The organism is Pseudomonas campi, from assembly GCF_013200955.2.
GTDB classification, from domain to species: domain Bacteria; phylum Pseudomonadota; class Gammaproteobacteria; order Pseudomonadales; family Pseudomonadaceae; genus Aquipseudomonas; species Aquipseudomonas campi.
In genome coordinates this window covers 2,573,835-2,590,312 of the sequence record NZ_CP053697.2, presented here as the reverse complement: position 1 = coordinate 2,590,312, position 16,478 = coordinate 2,573,835, and the positions used below count along the sequence as shown (strand labels likewise).

Here is a 16,478-nt window from a genome sequence, read left to right as displayed (position 1 = left end):
GTCGGGTTTGTTACACGATGCGTGATATCAAAATGATGTCACGATTGCTCGCTGTCAACCCTGGACACGCCTATCGGAAAATTGCTCGACGTTCGGTACGTGATCTAGGCCAACTCGCTTCAATCCTGGCGCAGCTCTATCACCGGGCTTCGCCGCCGGGCTCGCTGCTTGGCTGTGAGCAGGGCGGTGGGTGCTTGCCCGGTCGCTTCCGAGGGCTGCGTAGGGCTTGGCCGGTAGCGCGCGCGCACCCCTCGCCCGTTTACGGGAGAGGGGAAGGGGGAGAGGGGCTTCTGCTAGATACTCCGAGCTGGTGGTCGGCTCCAAACCCGTAGGGTGGATAACCGCGAAGCGTTATCCGCCATTCTTTGGTGTTTGTGCCGCTGCCTGTTCTCGCGCTGGTTGAAACATTGGCTTCGCCCTGCTGGGCGGGTCACTTTTTCCAGTCGCGTGTCGCGGAAAAAGTAACCCAAAACGCTTGCCCCCAGCATCCGGCCCCGCCTGCGGCGGGATTCCCTCACTCCATCATCGCTCCAGGGGCCGGCTTAAAGGGCCATCCCTGGCCCTTTAAGCCTCTCGCCGCATCCATGCGGCTCGCTCCCTTCCGTAATGATTCCGCTCGGCCTTCTGAAGGGGGCGGGAGAGTTGCCTGAAGGTTTCGTGTTTCGATGGCTCCCACGCTCCGCGTGGGAGCCAAGCTCGTGACGCTCTGCGTCACAGAGCTGTTGGTCGGTACAAGGCAGCGGGTGGACGCAGGAGCGTCGAAGGCGGCATTCCCACGCAGAGCGTGGGAACGATCAAACACCCAGTCGGGCTTGAGCGCCAAAGGCGGCATTGCCGCACGGAGCGTGGGAACGATCACATCCGAGCCCGCCAAGCGCTGCTTGCCCGTTCATATCTTCAGGCCTTGCCCGAGGCCTCCTTGAACAGTGCCTTGCTACTGATATAGGTCACCGCGGCGAAGACGATAAACCCGATGCCGAGCATAAAGGGCAGATCGGTGAAGCCGCCCGAGCGGTAGCCATAAAAAGCAAAAGCGCCGCCCATGAACAGATAGAAAGCCGGGGCGATGACAATGTTCTTCGGCGCCGCCGAATAGATTTCCGAGTTCTTGTCGATGATGAACTGATAGGTTTCGACCATCGCCTCATGCTTGTCCTTGCAGGCCAGACCGTGATCCATATCGGTGGTGCATTCAGCGCACAGGCCTTTGCAGCACGCTTTGCAGCTGCCGATGGCGGGAGTGTTCGGATGGTTGAAGCAATGCATGGATGTCCTCCTTGGACAAGAGTGGTTAAGGATCTACTGGCTTGGGCGGCTGGGAAAAACCGCGCACAACCAGATAAAGCAAAGGCCCTACCGAAACGAACACGGCGGTCAGCACCATATACGGCAATACGGCCCGCAGCGGCCGCTTGCGCGACTGGTTGTCCCGGTACATCCACACGCAGGCCAGTGCGGCGAGAATATAAAGATCGATCACCACCTGCGCCGTATCCAGGCGAGACATCAACTGCAACCCGAACTGGATAAGTGATTGTTCGGCATGCGCCATGACGAACAGCGTGTAGGCCGAGAAGGCGATCAGCGTGAGCAGGGGCAGTGCGATTTTTTTCATGATCCGTCCTTGGGTTGGCCGCTATTGGCTAATCCGGTCATTGGAATTGATCTAGCACCTGGCTAGCAAGGTTTTGTTGCCGATGATCGGTTAACTGAAGTGCGTCATGCCCGCACAGTATTCAAAGCTTGCTTCGTAGATCAGCGTGACAAATGTGCCAGAGATATTCAGGTTCATGGCGTGGCTGTGCGGCTGTGCGCTCACTTTACAAACTTACACAGCATTGTCGTGAAAGAAGACTGGTGCGGTGGGTGGGGGAGGGCAAAGAAGGTGTGGGTTGGATGCCAGGCAGTCGCGTAATGCGCCGGAAGTGGCTTTGCTACTGTGTCGGGCTGACACAACTTCCGTGCTTGCACCGTAATTAAAAGAGACTGACGCTTAATGTTTGGTTAAGGGCTGTGTTGTCGATGCTCCAAAGTCTGCGAAGCAAGCGATTTGAGTCACATTTTATACGGTACTTTTCAAGCGCTTCAGTTCGTCAGCTTCTAGGATCTTGGGGGTTGCCCGAGGTAAGCCTGAAGAATTGAAAAGAGGGGATTCTTTATATCGCCCGTTGATGCGGTTCGTGACAAGGATCCATATAAAGCGAGCTATAACCCCCAACAGTCCGTGCTGCTTCGGCTTCGGTTGACCCAGCGCGGTGTCAGTGTTTAAAACTGCCACACTGGCTCCAAAGTCGCTATCCATTTTCTGGCGATCTAGGCAGGTGTGAATAAGGCCTATGAATGACACTTTGCGGCTAGCCATCGTATTACCAATAGGCGTTCCGCAACATGTCGCATACCAGCGGAGCATGCCTTTTTCGCTGAGGCATACTGTCGAAAGAAGATCTTCGCCTTGGTAGAAGCTTAGGCATCGTTGCGCTACTTGGATGATCTCGGTTCCGCCTTGTTCATCTAGCACATAAGGAGTTTTATCAAGAAAGTGCGCGAACGCTCGGCAGTCTGTGCAATAGCAGATAAGGCGATTGCTGGTTCCAATATTTTTGAGTTCACCTCTAATGGCGCCACATTTACATTGAATTGGATGCATAGATGTCACCACTCCTTGGATTGATCACGGTCTGACTAGCGCTGTGCAACGATTAAGCTAAGGGGCCGCGGAACGCGCTCCCAGCGAGCGAAGTGAGTGCTCTAATGGACTCTCTCCACGCCACAGTCTGTGACTCCGAGTGGCGAGGTTTTGTTCAGAGGGTCTATGAAGCACATCGCAGTTGATTTGGCCAAGTCCGTTTACCAGGTTGCCGAAAGTGTCCGTGCCGGCGTGGTGGGTCAACGCAAGGAGCTGAACCGAGAGGTATTTGGCCGATATGTACAGGAGCAAGCGGAGCCTGTCGAGTGGGTGAGGGATGCGTGTGGCACGGCGCATTACTGGGGGGCGAGAGCGCAGGCTGGGCCATCGGGTGATGCTGTTACATCCGCGTTACGTGTGACCGTATCGTCGGCGTAACAAGACGGATCGCAATGACGGCGATGCCATTCTGGAAGCGGTGGGTTGTGCCGGTATTCACCCCGTGCCGGTGAAAAGCCACGAGCAACAGCAAGTGCAGCCGCTGCTAAGTCAGTTGCCGGGCTTGCCGTAGGGCTTTTACCTGACGGTTGATGCTGACAGGAGCCTTGCGCTCACTTCAGCAAGCCATCGTTGGCGATCTGCTGAATGTGCTCGTTGAACGTGCTGCTCAGGCTGCGGTAGGCAAGCCCCAGCTCGCGCTGGCTACGGCTGTTGTTGAAGGCCAGCGGGTAGCCGACGTTGCGGGTAATGTAGTTGCGGCGCAGACCGAGCAGCGGCGCAATCAGCCAGAGCAGGCTTTTCGGCGCTTCAGCGGTGGGCAGTCGGTCACTGATGCCCACCGCCGCGACGTCCATCAGGGCCGCCATATCGAGCAAGCGGGCGCTTTCGGCAACCACAATGTAACGGCCGCTGGCGCTGTCCAGTAGGGCGGCAGTGACATGCGCCTGTGCCGCATCGCGCACATCCACCAGGCCCATCCAGAGCCGCGGCACACCCCGACGGAACGAGCCATTGAGAAACTGGGTGAGCATGCCGACGCTGGTGGCGTCGGCGCGCGAGGACAGCGACGGGCCAAAAATAGCGCCGGGGTGAATGGTCACCAGGTCCCAGCGGGTCTGCGCGCGTTGCATCTCCCAGGCCGCGCGCTCGGCCATGGTTTTGGAATAGGCATAGGGGTTATGCCGCAGGTCGGTATTGGGGTTGACGTCGCTTTCCTGAACCGTCTGCGCGGGCTGCGTGGCGAGGTCCTGGGCGTCGTTGAACAGGGCCAGCACGCTGCTGGTGAGCACCACCCGCCGCACCGACGGACAACGATTGACCGAATTGAGGACATTGCGGGTGCCCTGCACGGCGGGCCGCAGCAATTGCGCTTCGGGATCCGCGCAGTCCTCCAAGAAATACGGTGAGGCGCAATGAATCACGGCATCACAGTCCTGCATGGCCTGATCAAAGCTGCCCTCCACCAGCAAGTCGGCTTCAAACAAGCGCAGCGTGCCGGGCAGCGTGCTCGCCAACTGCTGCAGATGACTGATTTTCTGTTGGTCATCCAGGCTGCGCACACTGCCGTGCACCTGGTGACCCTGGCGCAGCAGGTGTTCGACGACCCACGACGCCAGGTACCCGGAAGCACCGGTGACGAGAATGCTTTGTTGGCTGCTGTTCATGGGACTCACCTCAGGATTTATTCAGCACGCCGGTCGGCACGCCGCAGTGGTAGGAAAAACCGCGAAACCTCAGGGGCGCTAGAGACAGTCGCGCCCGGCTGGCGTGCGTCATGGGCGCAGCAAGGGTTTCTGTAAACGCTGAATGGCGGGGGACATGCGGTTCAACAAGACCTGGGCGGGGTCTTCTTTGCGCAGCGCCATGTTGAAGGCGATAAAGGGCACGCCCAGGTAGTCATGCACCTGGATTTCGGCCAAGGCCTTGCGCACAGCCGGCAGGTGGTGCCAGGGGATCAAGGGGAACAAGTGATGTTCGGCATGCAAGGTGAAGTGGTAGCACAGCACCGCTGACAGCCAGGTGGGCATATAGGCCGAACGGCTTACCCTTTGCTGTTCGTACAGTGCCAGGGGCTCGGGGTGTTGCTTGGAGTCGAGTTCATACAGGCCGGAATGGTGAATCAGGTTGATCAGTTCGTACCAGTACAACCAGGCCAGCAGGATGGGGCCGAAGTAGGTCAGGTAGGTCGACCAGCCCACCACAGCCACTGCCAGCGCATGCGGTGCCACTGCCACCAGGCTCGACCCCAGCACCTGGGCCGCTCGCTTGTACCGACCTTGCCGGGTTAGACGAAACGGGCACAGCCACAGGCTATTGATGATGAAGGTGAGGGCGGGCACCGGCAGGCGCAGCACCCAGATCAGGCGCAGCAGGGTCACATACAGGCGCGAGTGTTGTTTCTTCTGTTCGAAGCTGACTAGGCCCGTGGCGGAAGGGTCCTTGTCGCGAATGCCGACCCAGCGGTGATGCGGGTAGTGGTTCTCCCGCCAGCCCTCCAGCGGGACGAGACCGGGCATGCTGGTCAATAGACCGAACAGGGTGTTGAGCCAGCGGGTACGGAACAGGCTGTGGTGGCCGCAGTCATGCATCAGGACAAACAGGCGAAAGACCGAGGTGCCCAGCAGTATCTGCAGGGCAATAAAGCCGATCGACCAGGGCTGCAGAAAACTCAGCCCATACAGGCCACCCAGAAACAGGCTGGCTTCGCCCACCACCATGGCCAGCCCCGTCCCATTGTGGGCTTTGAACAGGCCATCCTTGACCAGCTTCTGGCGCAGCTCACGGTATTGTTCGGGTGTCATATACGTTCCTTGTCCATGCTCTCAGTGAAGTGCCATCTCAAAGCCCGGTCGCAGGGTGCTCAAGGACCGGCCATGCCAGGATGAGCGCGGATTGCTGAAGGCGAGCAACTCCATGGCGATGCGTTGCAGGCGAAAGCGCTTCAAGCCGGCTTCCAGCGGGCTGCCCATGGGCACCATCAGACTCATGAAGTGCCAGGGCTGATCGCGCAGCGCGTTGTAAATGCCACACAGCAAGGCATCCAGCAGGGCGGGCTGATCGTTGCTGACTTCCAGATGGGTCAGGTAGGCAAAGTGGAAGCAGTCGCCCGGCGCAGGTAATTTGGCAAAGCCCCTTAAGCGCGCTTCGGCGTTGTAAGCCAGGCGCAGCCATTGCATCTTGCCCTGATACTTGATGACCCGAGACCGGCGCAGATGCCCCGCGGTATCCCAGGGGGCCGCACAGGCCAGGACGCGCCCATCGCCGTTCTTGAGGAGAAAGAAATCCTCCAGGCGCATGCCTGGCCACTGCTCGAGCCGGGCCTGAAACCAGGCGTCGTCGACGACATAGCCGAACAGGCGTTGTTTCTGTTGTGCGGCGAGAAACTCGACCAGGGCCGCTCGATCCGCCTCCTCGGCGCGCTGGACCCGTGGGTCGCTGGGCATGCGCGCGCCGACAAACTGGATCGAGGTCATGTGGTAGGGCGTCATGACCTGACCCACGGGTTGGCCGGCGCGTTTGCCGTGCTGGTTGAGCAGCGCGTTTCGACCACGCTGATTGCTGCTCAAGACGGCGCTGTACATCAGGTCAATGCCTTCATGTTCCTGCATAAAGGACATGAATTTATCGATCACGGTCGGGAACACGCGGGCGCCCCGAAAGCCGTGTTCAATGCGCAAATCGCAGGCATAGCCCACTCGGCGAATCTCTGCGCCATACCAGGCATCGCGAGCCAGGATGCTGGCACAACCAAAAGCCGGGCGACCCGCTTGAGTCGAGTCCTCCAGTATCACGCTGTAAGCCTGCGGGCTTTGCGCGCGATGCAGGGCAAAAAAGTCCGGGTCACGTTCCTCCGCCAGGCACAGGTCCGCGGACATATCCACTTCCCGGAACAAGTCGCAGAGGCGCGCATTGTCCGCCGGGCGGGCCAAGCGCATGCGCCAGCCATCTTCCTCGTGGAGGATGTCGGGAGTGCTCAGCGGATCGCTCATATCCAGAAGGTTACGGAGCGAGTCATGGCCGGCGGCGCAGGCAGCGGCTGGCCCTGAGCGTCTTTGCCCTCGGTTTGGGAGTGCTCACGCAAGGACTCGATAAACAGATGCAGGGTGTCTGCCGGCGTGCTTTTGAAGTCGGGGCCTTGTTCTTGCAGGCTCTTGCCCTGGTTTTCCATGATTTCAACGTCTTGCTGAATCACCTGGCGGGTATACCAGGGCATGAAAAACCGGAACAGGGGATTGGCCCAGCCGAACTTGTAGCAAATAAAGGTGAACACGGTGCTTTGGAAGTCATTGATCGGCGTGCAGGTGCTGCTGATGACGAAGCCGCGTTCGTTGTCGCCGTAGATGTAGTCCACACGCGTGTTGTTCGGCATGTAGAAATTGTCCGTGTGCTGCATCGGCAGCCTTTTCGGGTTCAGCACCCGCTCGGTAAAACCTATCGAATCCTGGCCATGGTAGGTCACCAGCACACTGTCGGCCGTGCGCTCGACGCTGGACTCGACCCGCAGCTTCTTGCGATCGCGGAACCAGCCTTTGTGGACAAACACGGTGTGTGGCACATCCATGAAATTTTCCACCAACGAGGTGACGCCGTTGTTGAAATGGGTCTTCATGTAGTAGGTGGTCCAGCCCTCTTCCTGGTAATGCGGCATCGGGAATGGAGGGCGGCTGGCGTCGGGCTCGCCGTAGCCCATCCAGACCCAAACCAGGCCGTAAGCCTCTTGGGTAGGGAAACTCTGCACCTTGCGATTGGGGTAGCTTTTGCCGTTTTCGCCTTCAGACGGCACATTCACGCACACGCCTTGATCATCGAAGGTCCAGCCGTGATACGGGCACTTGATGCCCAACTCGGTGATGTCGCCCGGACTCAGGAATGTATTGCGGTGCAAGCAACGGTCACGCAGGGCGACGGCTTGTTGCTGCGCATTGCGCCACAACACTATGCGCGTTTCCATGATGATCACGCTCAGCGGTTTCTTGGCCGAAACCTCGATGGACTGGGCGGCCGCGTACCAATAGTTTCGCAAGTCGCCGCTGCGCTCGCGCATGCTGGCGTCGCCGCTCTGGGCGCTCGATGCCTGGTCGCAGGGGGTGACGGGAATCAGGGTGATGGTTGATTGACTGGTCATATCAAGCCCCGAGGTTTCTTAATTGGCGACGAACCCACTTGCGTGCCAGCTTGCCGACATAGGAAACGCCCGTTTTGGCATTGATGGCCCCCAGGCAGCACAGCTCATCGCCTTGGGCGTGGCCGGGGTTGCGTTCAACGAAGTAGCGGATGTCTGGATAAGCCAGGGCGGCGTCATCGACGGGAGCAACACCTTCCTTGAGCCTGCCGGCGGGCGTGGCGAACTGCAGCAGGCCCAGTTCGGGCTTCCAGTCATCGGCAAATTTTTCTCGGGACAGCTGATCGATGATGCCCAGCACGTGATCGGGGGTGGGGCGGTCATAGCGGGGCCAATGGTCGGCACAGCCGCGGCTGAACAGCAGATAGGTCTTGTAGCCCTTGGAAATCAGGAACCAGTAGAGCGGGGTCAGCGGATGCCTGGCTTTCAAGCCCATCAGGAACCGATAGAAACCGGCCTGTAAGGCACTCTGCCCCCAGTAGGCTTCATTGATGATGGTGTCGCCTGAATAGACGGCGAGGTAAGGCTTGCCCGCGAAGTGCCGTTGCAGCACCTGAATGGTGGTAAAGCCCTGCACGCTGCGATCGCCGCTGTCGAGCAGCAGAAGCACAAACTGTTTTTCATGCAAGTCCGCGAGGAACCTGTCGCGACTGATGTCGGCGTAGTAGCCACAAAACACCGACCACATCTGCGCGATGGTGTCGCTGTCCAGTTCGCTGACGGCTATGCGCCGCGACGCGAGCTTGCCACTGGCGGCCCGAAGGTCAGCGGCCTCGAGTGACACGCTATCCGCGGCACACGCGCTGGCTTTGCCTTGACCTTGCTTCAATCCCTGCATGGCAGTGCTCCCAATCCCTAGAGTCAAGGTGCCGCATGTTCGTTAACGAACATAGGGCGGCGATCGCTGCGCATGATGCCACTAGCTCCGGCCATTATGTAACCATTAAATGCGCGATTACGAAAAAAATGTATTGAATATTCCCAAATTTCTTTCGAATACTTACACTGCAGGCCTGTAAGCGGTCATGGCGTTACCAATTTCCACGTTCATCATTAAGGTGGGGTGGAATTTTTTGGATTTTCACTTTCGCAGGAGCGCGTAATGTCAGCATCTCTAGCCCTACCTCCGCACCAGGATCAGCACCTGGTCGACGATCTGGAAACGGCGTTACTGGCAGCAGGGTCGCAGCGCCAGAACCTTGACCGCAAGAATGTCCCGAGCGAGTTGCTGGGTCGCGCGAACAACACTCGACTGGTGTGGTTCACGCTGGTTGACTGGGCTTGGATAGCCGCTTTCTGGGTCGGGATGACTTATGCACCGACCTGGACCTACCCCTTGTGGGTGGTCTTGATTGCCGGGCGCATCCACTCTTTTGGGGTGATCCTGCATGATGCGGCGCACCAGTCCATCAAGCGCAAAAGCTGGCAAATTCGTATCGTCGAAATCTTCGCCGGCTACCCCATGGCCTCGACCCTCAACGCCATGCGCTATCACCACATTCGCCATCACCGCGACAGCGGCATGGCCGCTGACCCGTACTTCAAGCCCAAAGTAGCGGGCCGCCCTTTGATATTTTTCCTGATCTGGCTACGGCACATCTTGCTGGTGCCTTTATGGATGATCCGCGGCCCCTATGGCTTGTTGGCCTACCTGATCCCAGGCATGCGTAACAGCTACGCGCGCGTGTTCCTGCAAGACAAATCAGGTGAAGACCTGACCCATTTGCGCGAGCTGATCGACTGCTGCAAAGCCGAGCTGGGCCAGGTTGTCGTGCATGCTGGCTTGTTCACCTTCGCCTACTTCCGGCCAGAGGAGGCGCTGTTCTATTACTTCATCCCCGCTATTGTGGCCGCCTTGTTTGCCGGGCACCGGGTCTTGGTCGAGCACAACTACACCCCCGTTACAGACCGCCGCATGGAAACCATCATGCGGACTACGGTGGACCACAACATGAACTGGCTGGGTCGTATATTCCTGGCCCCACGCAACATTGGTTTTCACATTGCCCATCACCTGCACCCGCAAGTGGCGCTCGAAAACCTGCCCAAGTTGCGTCAGTGGTATCTGCACAACCACCCGGAGGTCTATCCCAACCAACGCACCGGGAACGGTCTGTGAGCGGCAAAACGCGTCCAGCAAAGTTTGCGATACCCAACCGGCTCAATGTGACCATCACCTTGATCCAAGTTGGCGTGAGTCTGGCGTTGCTGGCTGGAGCATCGTTGGCCTGGACAGCTGGTCAGGGCCTGTGGCTGGGCCTGGCCGCACTGCTGTTCTCCTTTGTCATGCAGACCGGCTTTTCGTTGCTGCATGAAGCCGAGCACCGCAAGCTGCACTCGAACCGGCGCATCAACGACGGCCTGGGATTCATCTGCGCGACCCTGTTCCCTGGCAGCTATCAGTTGATGACGGTGGCCCACTTGAATCACCACAAGGCCAATCGTTCGGATGCCGAGTTGGTGGACTACATCAAGCCGGGCGAAAGCGCGTGGTTAAAATCGGCTCAGTACTATGGGTTCATCACGGGATTGATCTGGCTGGCCGCCCCCTTGATGACCCTGTTCATCAGCCTGACGCCCAGCAACTGGCTCGCGCGTGCTTTTGCCCAGGGCAAAAACCAAGGGCTGGCTCGCTACCTGGCGTTTATCCAGACCTGTGGCGCCGGGAAGGTTCGTCAAGAAACCTGCCTCGGCCTGCTGCTCTGGATTGGCACCTGGCTGACCCTGGATTTGACCTGGCAAGCCGTGGCCATCTGTTACGCCGCTTTTGCTTTTTCATGGTCAAGCCAGCAGTACGTCTATCACGTGCGTACACCTCGCCATTTGATCGAGGGCGCCTACGATCTCAAGCTCTGGTGGCCGCTGCAGTGGCTGTACCTGCACTTCAACTTGCACCTGAGCCATCACCGCGCAACCAATGTGCCTTGGTTGCACATGCCCAAGCTGGTGCAGACCGAGCCGACTCAAGGCTATTTGGCGACCTACCTGAAGCTTTGGGCTCCGCCGCAACCGGTCGAGTGCGCCTGGCCTGTGGAGCATCAGGTTCGTGGCCCGTTAGTCCCCAAGCAGGTAGCTTGATATGGAGGCGAACTCGGCGGCGCAGTACCTGGGCAACCTGTTGATCTTCACCATGATGCTCGGCATGGGCATGTCCATGGTGTGGGAGGACGTCAGGCGCGTGGTGGTTTACCCACGGGCGGTCATGCTCGGCACCTTCTGCCAGATGGTGATGTTGCCGGCCGTGGGTTGGCTGCTGCTGAAAGTCTATCCGCAAGACCCCGCCATCGCCTGTGGCCTGATGATCCTGACCTTTTGCCCTGGCGGTGTCGGCTCCAACATGTTCTCGTTGCTGGCCAAGGGGGACGCCGCCTTGTCCGTTACTCTGACCTTCGTCAGCAGCTGCCTGATCGTGCTGACCTTGCCACCCCTGGTCAACGCTACCTTGACCCACTTTATGGGTGCGCAACTGAGCCAGACTCTGCCCATGTGGGACACCGTCCAGCGTTTGCTGGCCCTGACGATGATGCCCATCGCCATGGGCATGCTAGTCAAGCGCCTATGGCCCGCGTTCACGGCAAAAATCCTGCCCTATATCAAACTGGGTGGCTTTGTCTTGATTACGCTGCTGATCACCGGTCTGGTCATCAAAGACTTCACCAAGATGCTCGGCTATGCCCAGCGCGCCGGTCTCATCACCCTGATATTAGGTGCCAGCACCATGCTGCTGGGCTTTGTCATCGGCAGATTCAGCCGCCTGAACAAGGCGCAAAGCCTGACCATTGCCATCGAAGTGGGCATGCACAACAGCGCCCTGGGTATTGTGATTGCCCAGATGATTGGCAACCCTGATATGACCATTGTGCCCATCATCTACACCCTGGTGGCTGCCCTGATTTGTTTCGGCCTGGTGCTGTCGGCACAGTGGCCTGCTCTCAGGCTCCAGCTGCAGCAACGCAAGGAGGCGGCATGAGCTTTGCCTTATGGGCCTTGCAAAGCGGCCATACGCTGAGCTTGCGCGGGCAAGCCCGGCAACTGCAGCAAAGCCTGCAAGACCCGCAGCAGGCGCAGCTGGCCCGCTGGAGTCGTTTGCTGCAAGCCAATCAGGACAGTGCCTATGGCAAAGCCCATGGCTTTGCTGCCATCCACTCGATCAAGGATTACCAGAGCCGTGTTCCGCTGGTTGACTACGATGCCTTGAGCCCCTGGATCGATCGCATCGCCGCGGGTGAGCAGGGCGTCCTGACGCACGCGCCGGTGCGCATGCTCGAACCCTCCGGCGGGTCCACCTCCACCAACAAGTTCATTCCCTATACGGATGACTTGCTGGCTGACTTCGCCAGGGCGACCAATCCCTGGTTGTACGACGTGTTCAGCCATACCCGTGGCCTCAAGGGCACGCAAAGCTATTGGTCGATTTCCTTGGCCAAGCAGGGTGCGCGCTGCACAGAGGGTGGCGTGCCGATTGGCTTTGATGACGACACGCAGTACTTCAGCCCGTTGATGCGCTGGGCGCTCAACAAGATGATGGCGGTGCCCAATGCCGTGGCCAATGCGCCCGACATGGACAGCTGGCGCCAACAAACCGCGCGGCACCTGCTGAAGGCCGAAAGCCTGGGCTTGATCTCGGTCTGGAGCCCAACGTTCATCTCCTTGCTGATGAGCTATATCAGCCAGAATCTGGATGCCTTGCTGGCCGACCTGCCGGCCGCACGCGCCAAGCGCATCCGCCAAGGTCTCGACCGCGAGGGCCGACTCTGTGGCGAGGCCATCTGGCCGCAGCTCAAGCTGATCTCTTGCTGGACAGACAGCATTGCCAGCCAATTTTTGCCTGAATTGCAGCAGTGGTTTGTGCGCACGCCCTTGCAAGGCAAAGGCCTGCTGGCCACCGAAGGCGTGGTGTCCGCGCCCTTGCTGCCCGAAGATGGCTCTGGCTGTCCCTTGGCGATCACCAGTCATTTTCTTGAATTCATCGATCTCGACCATCCCGACCGCGTGCCTTGTCTGGCCCATGAGTTGCGGGTCGGTGGGGCGTACAGCCCCATCCTCAGCACGGGCGGTGGCTTGTTCCGCTATCACCTCAAGGATGTGGTGCAGTGCGTCGGCATGGCCGGGCGCACACCCCGAATCCGTTTCGCCGGCAAGCTCGACCGCGTCAGCGATTTGTGCGGCGAGAAGATCCACGCCAATCAGGTCGAACAAGCCTTGGCATTGGTCCGCGAAAAACTCGCTGTCGAGATCCGCTTTGCCCTGCTGGCACCGGTGCATGGCGCGCCGCCACACTACCGCTTGTTTCTGGAAAGTAACGCCGGGTCGTCACAGTGCGAGCAAATCGTCCACTTGGTCGAAGACTACCTGGCCACCGGACACCATTACCGGACCTGTCGGCGCCTGGGGCAACTTGGGGCCATTCAAGTCCAGCCGGTCACGCACGCCTGGCAAACCTTCCAGCGCACCTTGACTGCGGCAGGACAAAGGGCCGGGGATATCAAACCCACCGCCCTGGATGCCCGCCACGATTGGCTCAAGGCTTTTGCCTGTAAGTCGAGCGCCTGAACACAAAACGTAGCGCCGCGAATGCGCCGTTTGAGGTGCTTCGGTAGGCAGTGGGGTCAATAGCTAGGCTTGTCGGAGCAGAGTTGCAGCGGGTGGCCACTGTCGCTGCGCCGCCGTTTAAGGCGTTGCTGCGGCCTGTTTGCGGCTCGCCATATGCTGCAAATAACCCAGTAACTGGGCCAGCTCTGCTTCGCTCAGCACCGCTTCGGTAAACCCAGGCATCTTGCCCAGGGGCCAGCGCCGCAGGCTTTGCGGGTTGCGGATGTAGGCGGCCAGATAACCTTCAGCGAAGTACTCGGTCGGGTTGTGCGGGAGGTTGAGGTCCGGGCCGAACTGGGAGTCGCCGGCGTTGTTGAGGCGGTGGCAGGCCAGGCAGTTTTTCTGGAACTGGGCGAAGCCGGCCTGCACATCGGCATTGGCGTTCGCTGCGGGGAGCAGGGCAGGGAAACGTTTGGCGACTGCTTCCAGCAGGCGGATGCGGGAAACCTGGAACGGCCACTGTTCCGGCCCGATCTGGGCCGCCTCGGGGTTCTGCCAGACCAGGTAGAACGGGCCCGCGCTGGGTTTGCCTTGGGCCAGTGCAGGCCAGGGTTGTTGTGGGTCTTCGATGGCCAGCCAGGCGCGCGCGCCTTGGGTCGCCAGCAATGGCGCGGCTGGCAGTTCGGCAGCAAAGCCGTCCAGAGCGACTGCTTGCAAGTGGTCGCCTGGGGTTACGCCTTCTAGTAGCGCTGCCAGGGGGATGGCGCGGTACTGCATGTCGCGCTTGTAGGCCACGTCGGCGCTGATGCTGATGGTTTCGGTCTGGGGGTGGCTGAGCAGGCTGCTGCTATCCCAGGTACGCGTTCCGCTAGACAGTTCTATGTGCAGTTCGGCTGCATGCGCGGTTGCAGCGTGCAGGGTGGCCAGTAATGCCAGGCTGGAGAGTGCGTTCAGCAGTCGACGCATGCCGCTTCCTTATCCCGTGGAGTGGTGGCCAGTTTGAGTTGTTCATAACCGCCGGCATTCATCACTTGTGTGTAACCCAGTGCACGCAGCTCGTCCTGGGCCTGCGATGAGCGTCGGCCGCTTCGGCAATACAGCACGACGGGGGTGTTCTTGTCTGGCACGACCGCCGCGATGCGGGCGCCAATCTGGTCGTGGGGGATCAGCTGGGCACCGGGCAGGGCGCCGCTGGCGAACTCATCGGCACTGCGCACATCGATCAGTACGGTGTCCGACAGGACAAGGGTGCGCAAGGCGGCGCTCTGGTCGATTTCTCCCGCCTGGGCAATGGGCAGGATCAGGGCAAGGCTCAGCAGTAGGGCGCGCATGGGGTTCACCTCGCAGGTGCAATGAAGTGCCACGCTAGCACAGCTGCTGGCACGGGTTGAGGGGGGAAGTAGTTCCGTGGCCTGAGCAGCTACGGCATCAGGCCACGGCAGGGAAGAATGATCAACTGACCAGACGAGTCACGTTGGGCAGGATCAGGATAACGGCGGTGGCCAGGACGATCAGCGTCGCCTGCCGGTACTTGGCTTGTTTGAACATGCTGCTACTGCCTTTCTTCTTGTTGGTGTATTGGCTTTTGTCAGCAACCAGTGGCTGGTAGACACGGGCACAACACCTTGGCTCAGACCTTAAACCACCCCGGCAAAACCCGGCGGCGGCACCTTGCCTTGATAACTCTAGGGCCCGCGTCACGTGGAGCTTAGACGACTTGGCTCCTAACAAGGCATAGGCAAAACCCTGTAGTTATTGCATCGGATAAACAATCGATGCGCAGGCCAGGCGCCAGAGCGCTTGCTGCAGCGCGGGTGGAATGCCTGACAATTTCTACCGCCCGTCTGAGCCGAACGGTCAATGGCCCTGAGCGCATCGGTCATTGAGTCCGGCACGCGTGGGGCTAAGGTTAGGCAACCCGGCTTTTGCCGCTGCCAGTTACCGAGGACGTCATGACTGAAGCACTGATTTTCGACGCCGTGCGCACCCCGCGCGGCAAGGGCAAGAAGGACGGCGCGCTGTACAGCGTCAAGCCGGTCAGCCTGGTGGCGGGCCTGCTGCGCGCGCTGCAGGAGCGCAACGGTCTGGACACCCGCCAGGTCGATGATGTGGTGCTGGGCTGCGTGACCCCGGTGGGCGACCAGGGCGCCGATATTGCCAAGACCGCCGCGATGGTCGCCGACTGGGACGTCAGCGTCTCCGGCGTGCAGCTCAACCGCTTCTGCGCCTCGGGCCTGGAAGCGGTGAACATGGGCGCGATGAAGGTGCGCTCGGGCTTCGAGGACCTGGTGGTGGTCGGCGGCGTGGAGTCCATGTCGCGCGTGCCGATGGGCTCCGACGGCGGCGCCTGGGTGATGGACCCGGAAACCAACATGCAGACCCACTTCACTCCGCAGGGCATTGGTGCCGACCTGATCGCCACCCTGGAAGGCTTCAGCCGCAGCGACGTCGACAGCTACGCCCTGCGCTCGCAGCAGAAGGCCGCGCGCGCCAGCAAGGACGGCTCGTTCGTCAAGTCGCTGATTCCGGTGACTGACCAGAACGGCATCGTCATCCTCGACCACGACGAATTCATTCGCGGCGACAGCACGCTGGAAGGCCTGGGCAAGCTCAAGCCGAGCTTCGAGATGATGGGCCAGATGGGCTTCGACGCCACCGCGCTGCGCGTCTACAGCCATGTCGAGCAGATCACCCACGTGCATACGCCCGGCAACAGCTCAGGGATAGTCGACGGCGCCGCGCTGATGCTGATCGGCTCCGAAGCCAAGGGCCGCGAGCTGGGCCTCAAGCCGCGGGCGCGCATCGTCGCCACCGCGGTGACCAGTACCGACCCGACCATCATGCTCACCGGCCCGGCGCCGGCCACGCGCAAGGCGCTGGCCAAGGCCGGGCTGTCGGTGGAAGACATCGACCTGTTCGAGGTCAACGAGGCGTTTGCCTCGGTGGTCATGAAATTCATGAAGGACATGGGCGTCTCCGAGGACAAGGTCAACGTCAACGGCGGCTCCATCGCCATGGGCCACCCGCTGGGCGCCACCGGCTGCGCCATCCTCGGCACCCTGCTCGATGAGCTGGAAAAGCGCGAGCTGCGCTACGGCCTGGCCACGCTGTGCGTCGGCGGCGGCATGGGCATCGCGACGATCATCGAGCGCATTTAAGGACTTTGTAGGGTGGATGACGCGAAGCTCATCCACCGAG

Annotated in this window: 15 protein-coding genes and 1 pseudogene; 6 read left to right on the top strand and 10 right to left on the bottom strand. The window is 60.1% G+C overall.

Annotation, left to right across the window (positions count from 1 at the left end; all coding sequences use genetic code 11):
• Positions 1-897: 897 nt before the first annotated feature.
• The 3 genes from HNE05_RS12065 to HNE05_RS20680 form a co-directional block, all read right to left on the bottom strand.
• A complete protein-coding gene (locus HNE05_RS12065) occupies positions 898-1,266 on the bottom strand; it encodes a hypothetical protein (RefSeq protein ID WP_173207439.1) in 369 nt (122 codons plus the stop codon).
• A gap of 25 nt (positions 1,267-1,291) precedes the next feature.
• Positions 1,292-1,615 (bottom strand): DUF2834 domain-containing protein, encoded by a 324-nt coding sequence (locus tag HNE05_RS12060; protein WP_173207436.1) that lies wholly within the window; start codon positions 1,613-1,615, stop codon positions 1,292-1,294.
• A 447-nt stretch (positions 1,616-2,062) separates the two neighbouring features.
• A complete protein-coding gene (locus HNE05_RS20680; protein WP_219637192.1) occupies positions 2,063-2,647 on the bottom strand; it encodes a DUF6151 family protein in 585 nt (194 codons plus the stop codon).
• Positions 2,648-2,812: 165 nt separating this feature from the next.
• On the opposite strand from HNE05_RS20680, the pseudogene HNE05_RS12055 reads away from it, so the two are divergent.
• Positions 2,813-3,170: pseudogene (locus HNE05_RS12055) on the top strand (IS110 family transposase); the annotation flags it as partial.
• Between the two features lie 67 nt (positions 3,171-3,237).
• On the opposite strand, the gene HNE05_RS12050 reads toward HNE05_RS12055, so the two are convergent.
• The 5 genes from HNE05_RS12050 to HNE05_RS12030 all read right to left on the bottom strand — a co-directional run bounded on the left by HNE05_RS12050 (position 3,238) and on the right by HNE05_RS12030 (position 8,586).
• Positions 3,238-4,290 (bottom strand): NAD-dependent epimerase/dehydratase family protein, encoded by a 1,053-nt coding sequence (locus HNE05_RS12050; protein ID WP_173207430.1) that lies wholly within the window; start codon positions 4,288-4,290, stop codon positions 3,238-3,240.
• Positions 4,291-4,398: 108 nt separating this feature from the next.
• Positions 4,399-5,427 (bottom strand): fatty acid desaturase family protein, encoded by a 1,029-nt coding sequence (locus tag HNE05_RS12045; RefSeq protein ID WP_173207426.1) that lies wholly within the window; start codon positions 5,425-5,427, stop codon positions 4,399-4,401.
• Between the two features lie 21 nt (positions 5,428-5,448).
• Complete coding sequence (locus tag HNE05_RS12040) at positions 5,449-6,615, bottom strand: hypothetical protein (RefSeq protein ID WP_173207423.1); 1,167 nt, start codon at positions 6,613-6,615, stop codon at positions 5,449-5,451.
• Positions 6,612-7,751: an aromatic ring-hydroxylating dioxygenase subunit alpha gene (locus HNE05_RS12035; protein WP_173207420.1), complete on the bottom strand. Its 1,140-nt coding sequence runs from the start codon at positions 7,749-7,751 to the stop codon at positions 6,612-6,614. Before HNE05_RS12035 ends, HNE05_RS12040 begins: the two co-directional genes overlap by 4 nt.
• A 1-nt stretch (position 7,752) precedes the next feature.
• Positions 7,753-8,586, bottom strand: a complete 834-nt coding sequence (locus HNE05_RS12030) for a hypothetical protein (RefSeq protein ID WP_173207417.1) — start codon at positions 8,584-8,586, stop codon at positions 7,753-7,755.
• A gap of 264 nt (positions 8,587-8,850) precedes the next feature.
• On the opposite strand from HNE05_RS12030, the gene HNE05_RS12025 reads away from it, so the two are divergent.
• From HNE05_RS12025 to HNE05_RS12010, 4 genes are read left to right on the top strand one after another with little or no spacing between them, the layout of a single operon-like run.
• The gene (locus HNE05_RS12025; RefSeq protein WP_173207412.1) at positions 8,851-9,867 is read left to right on the top strand and encodes a fatty acid desaturase family protein; all 1,017 of its coding nucleotides are present in this window, start codon (positions 8,851-8,853) and stop codon (positions 9,865-9,867) included.
• Complete coding sequence (locus HNE05_RS12020; protein WP_173207409.1) at positions 9,864-10,826, top strand: fatty acid desaturase; 963 nt, start codon at positions 9,864-9,866, stop codon at positions 10,824-10,826. The genes HNE05_RS12025 and HNE05_RS12020 overlap by 4 nt, the downstream gene beginning before the upstream one ends.
• Before the next feature lie 52 nt (positions 10,827-10,878).
• Entirely contained in the window at positions 10,879-11,718 is an 840-nt protein-coding gene (locus tag HNE05_RS12015; protein ID WP_180889158.1) for a bile acid:sodium symporter family protein, read from the top strand.
• A complete protein-coding gene (locus tag HNE05_RS12010; RefSeq protein WP_173207402.1) occupies positions 11,715-13,301 on the top strand; it encodes a GH3 auxin-responsive promoter family protein in 1,587 nt (528 codons plus the stop codon). The genes HNE05_RS12015 and HNE05_RS12010 overlap by 4 nt, the downstream gene beginning before the upstream one ends.
• A gap of 117 nt (positions 13,302-13,418) precedes the next feature.
• Here the strand turns inward: HNE05_RS12010 and HNE05_RS12005 are convergent, their stop codons facing one another.
• Complete coding sequence (locus tag HNE05_RS12005) at positions 13,419-14,246, bottom strand: cytochrome c (RefSeq protein WP_173207399.1); 828 nt, start codon at positions 14,244-14,246, stop codon at positions 13,419-13,421.
• A complete protein-coding gene (locus tag HNE05_RS12000; protein WP_173207396.1) occupies positions 14,231-14,611 on the bottom strand; it encodes a rhodanese-like domain-containing protein in 381 nt (126 codons plus the stop codon). Before HNE05_RS12000 ends, HNE05_RS12005 begins: the two co-directional genes overlap by 16 nt.
• Positions 14,612-15,232: 621 nt before the next feature.
• Between HNE05_RS12000 and HNE05_RS11995 the strand changes: the two genes are divergently transcribed.
• Positions 15,233-16,438: an acetyl-CoA C-acetyltransferase gene (locus HNE05_RS11995; RefSeq protein ID WP_173207393.1), complete on the top strand. Its 1,206-nt coding sequence runs from the start codon at positions 15,233-15,235 to the stop codon at positions 16,436-16,438.
• The last annotated feature ends 40 nt before the right edge of the window (positions 16,439-16,478 follow it).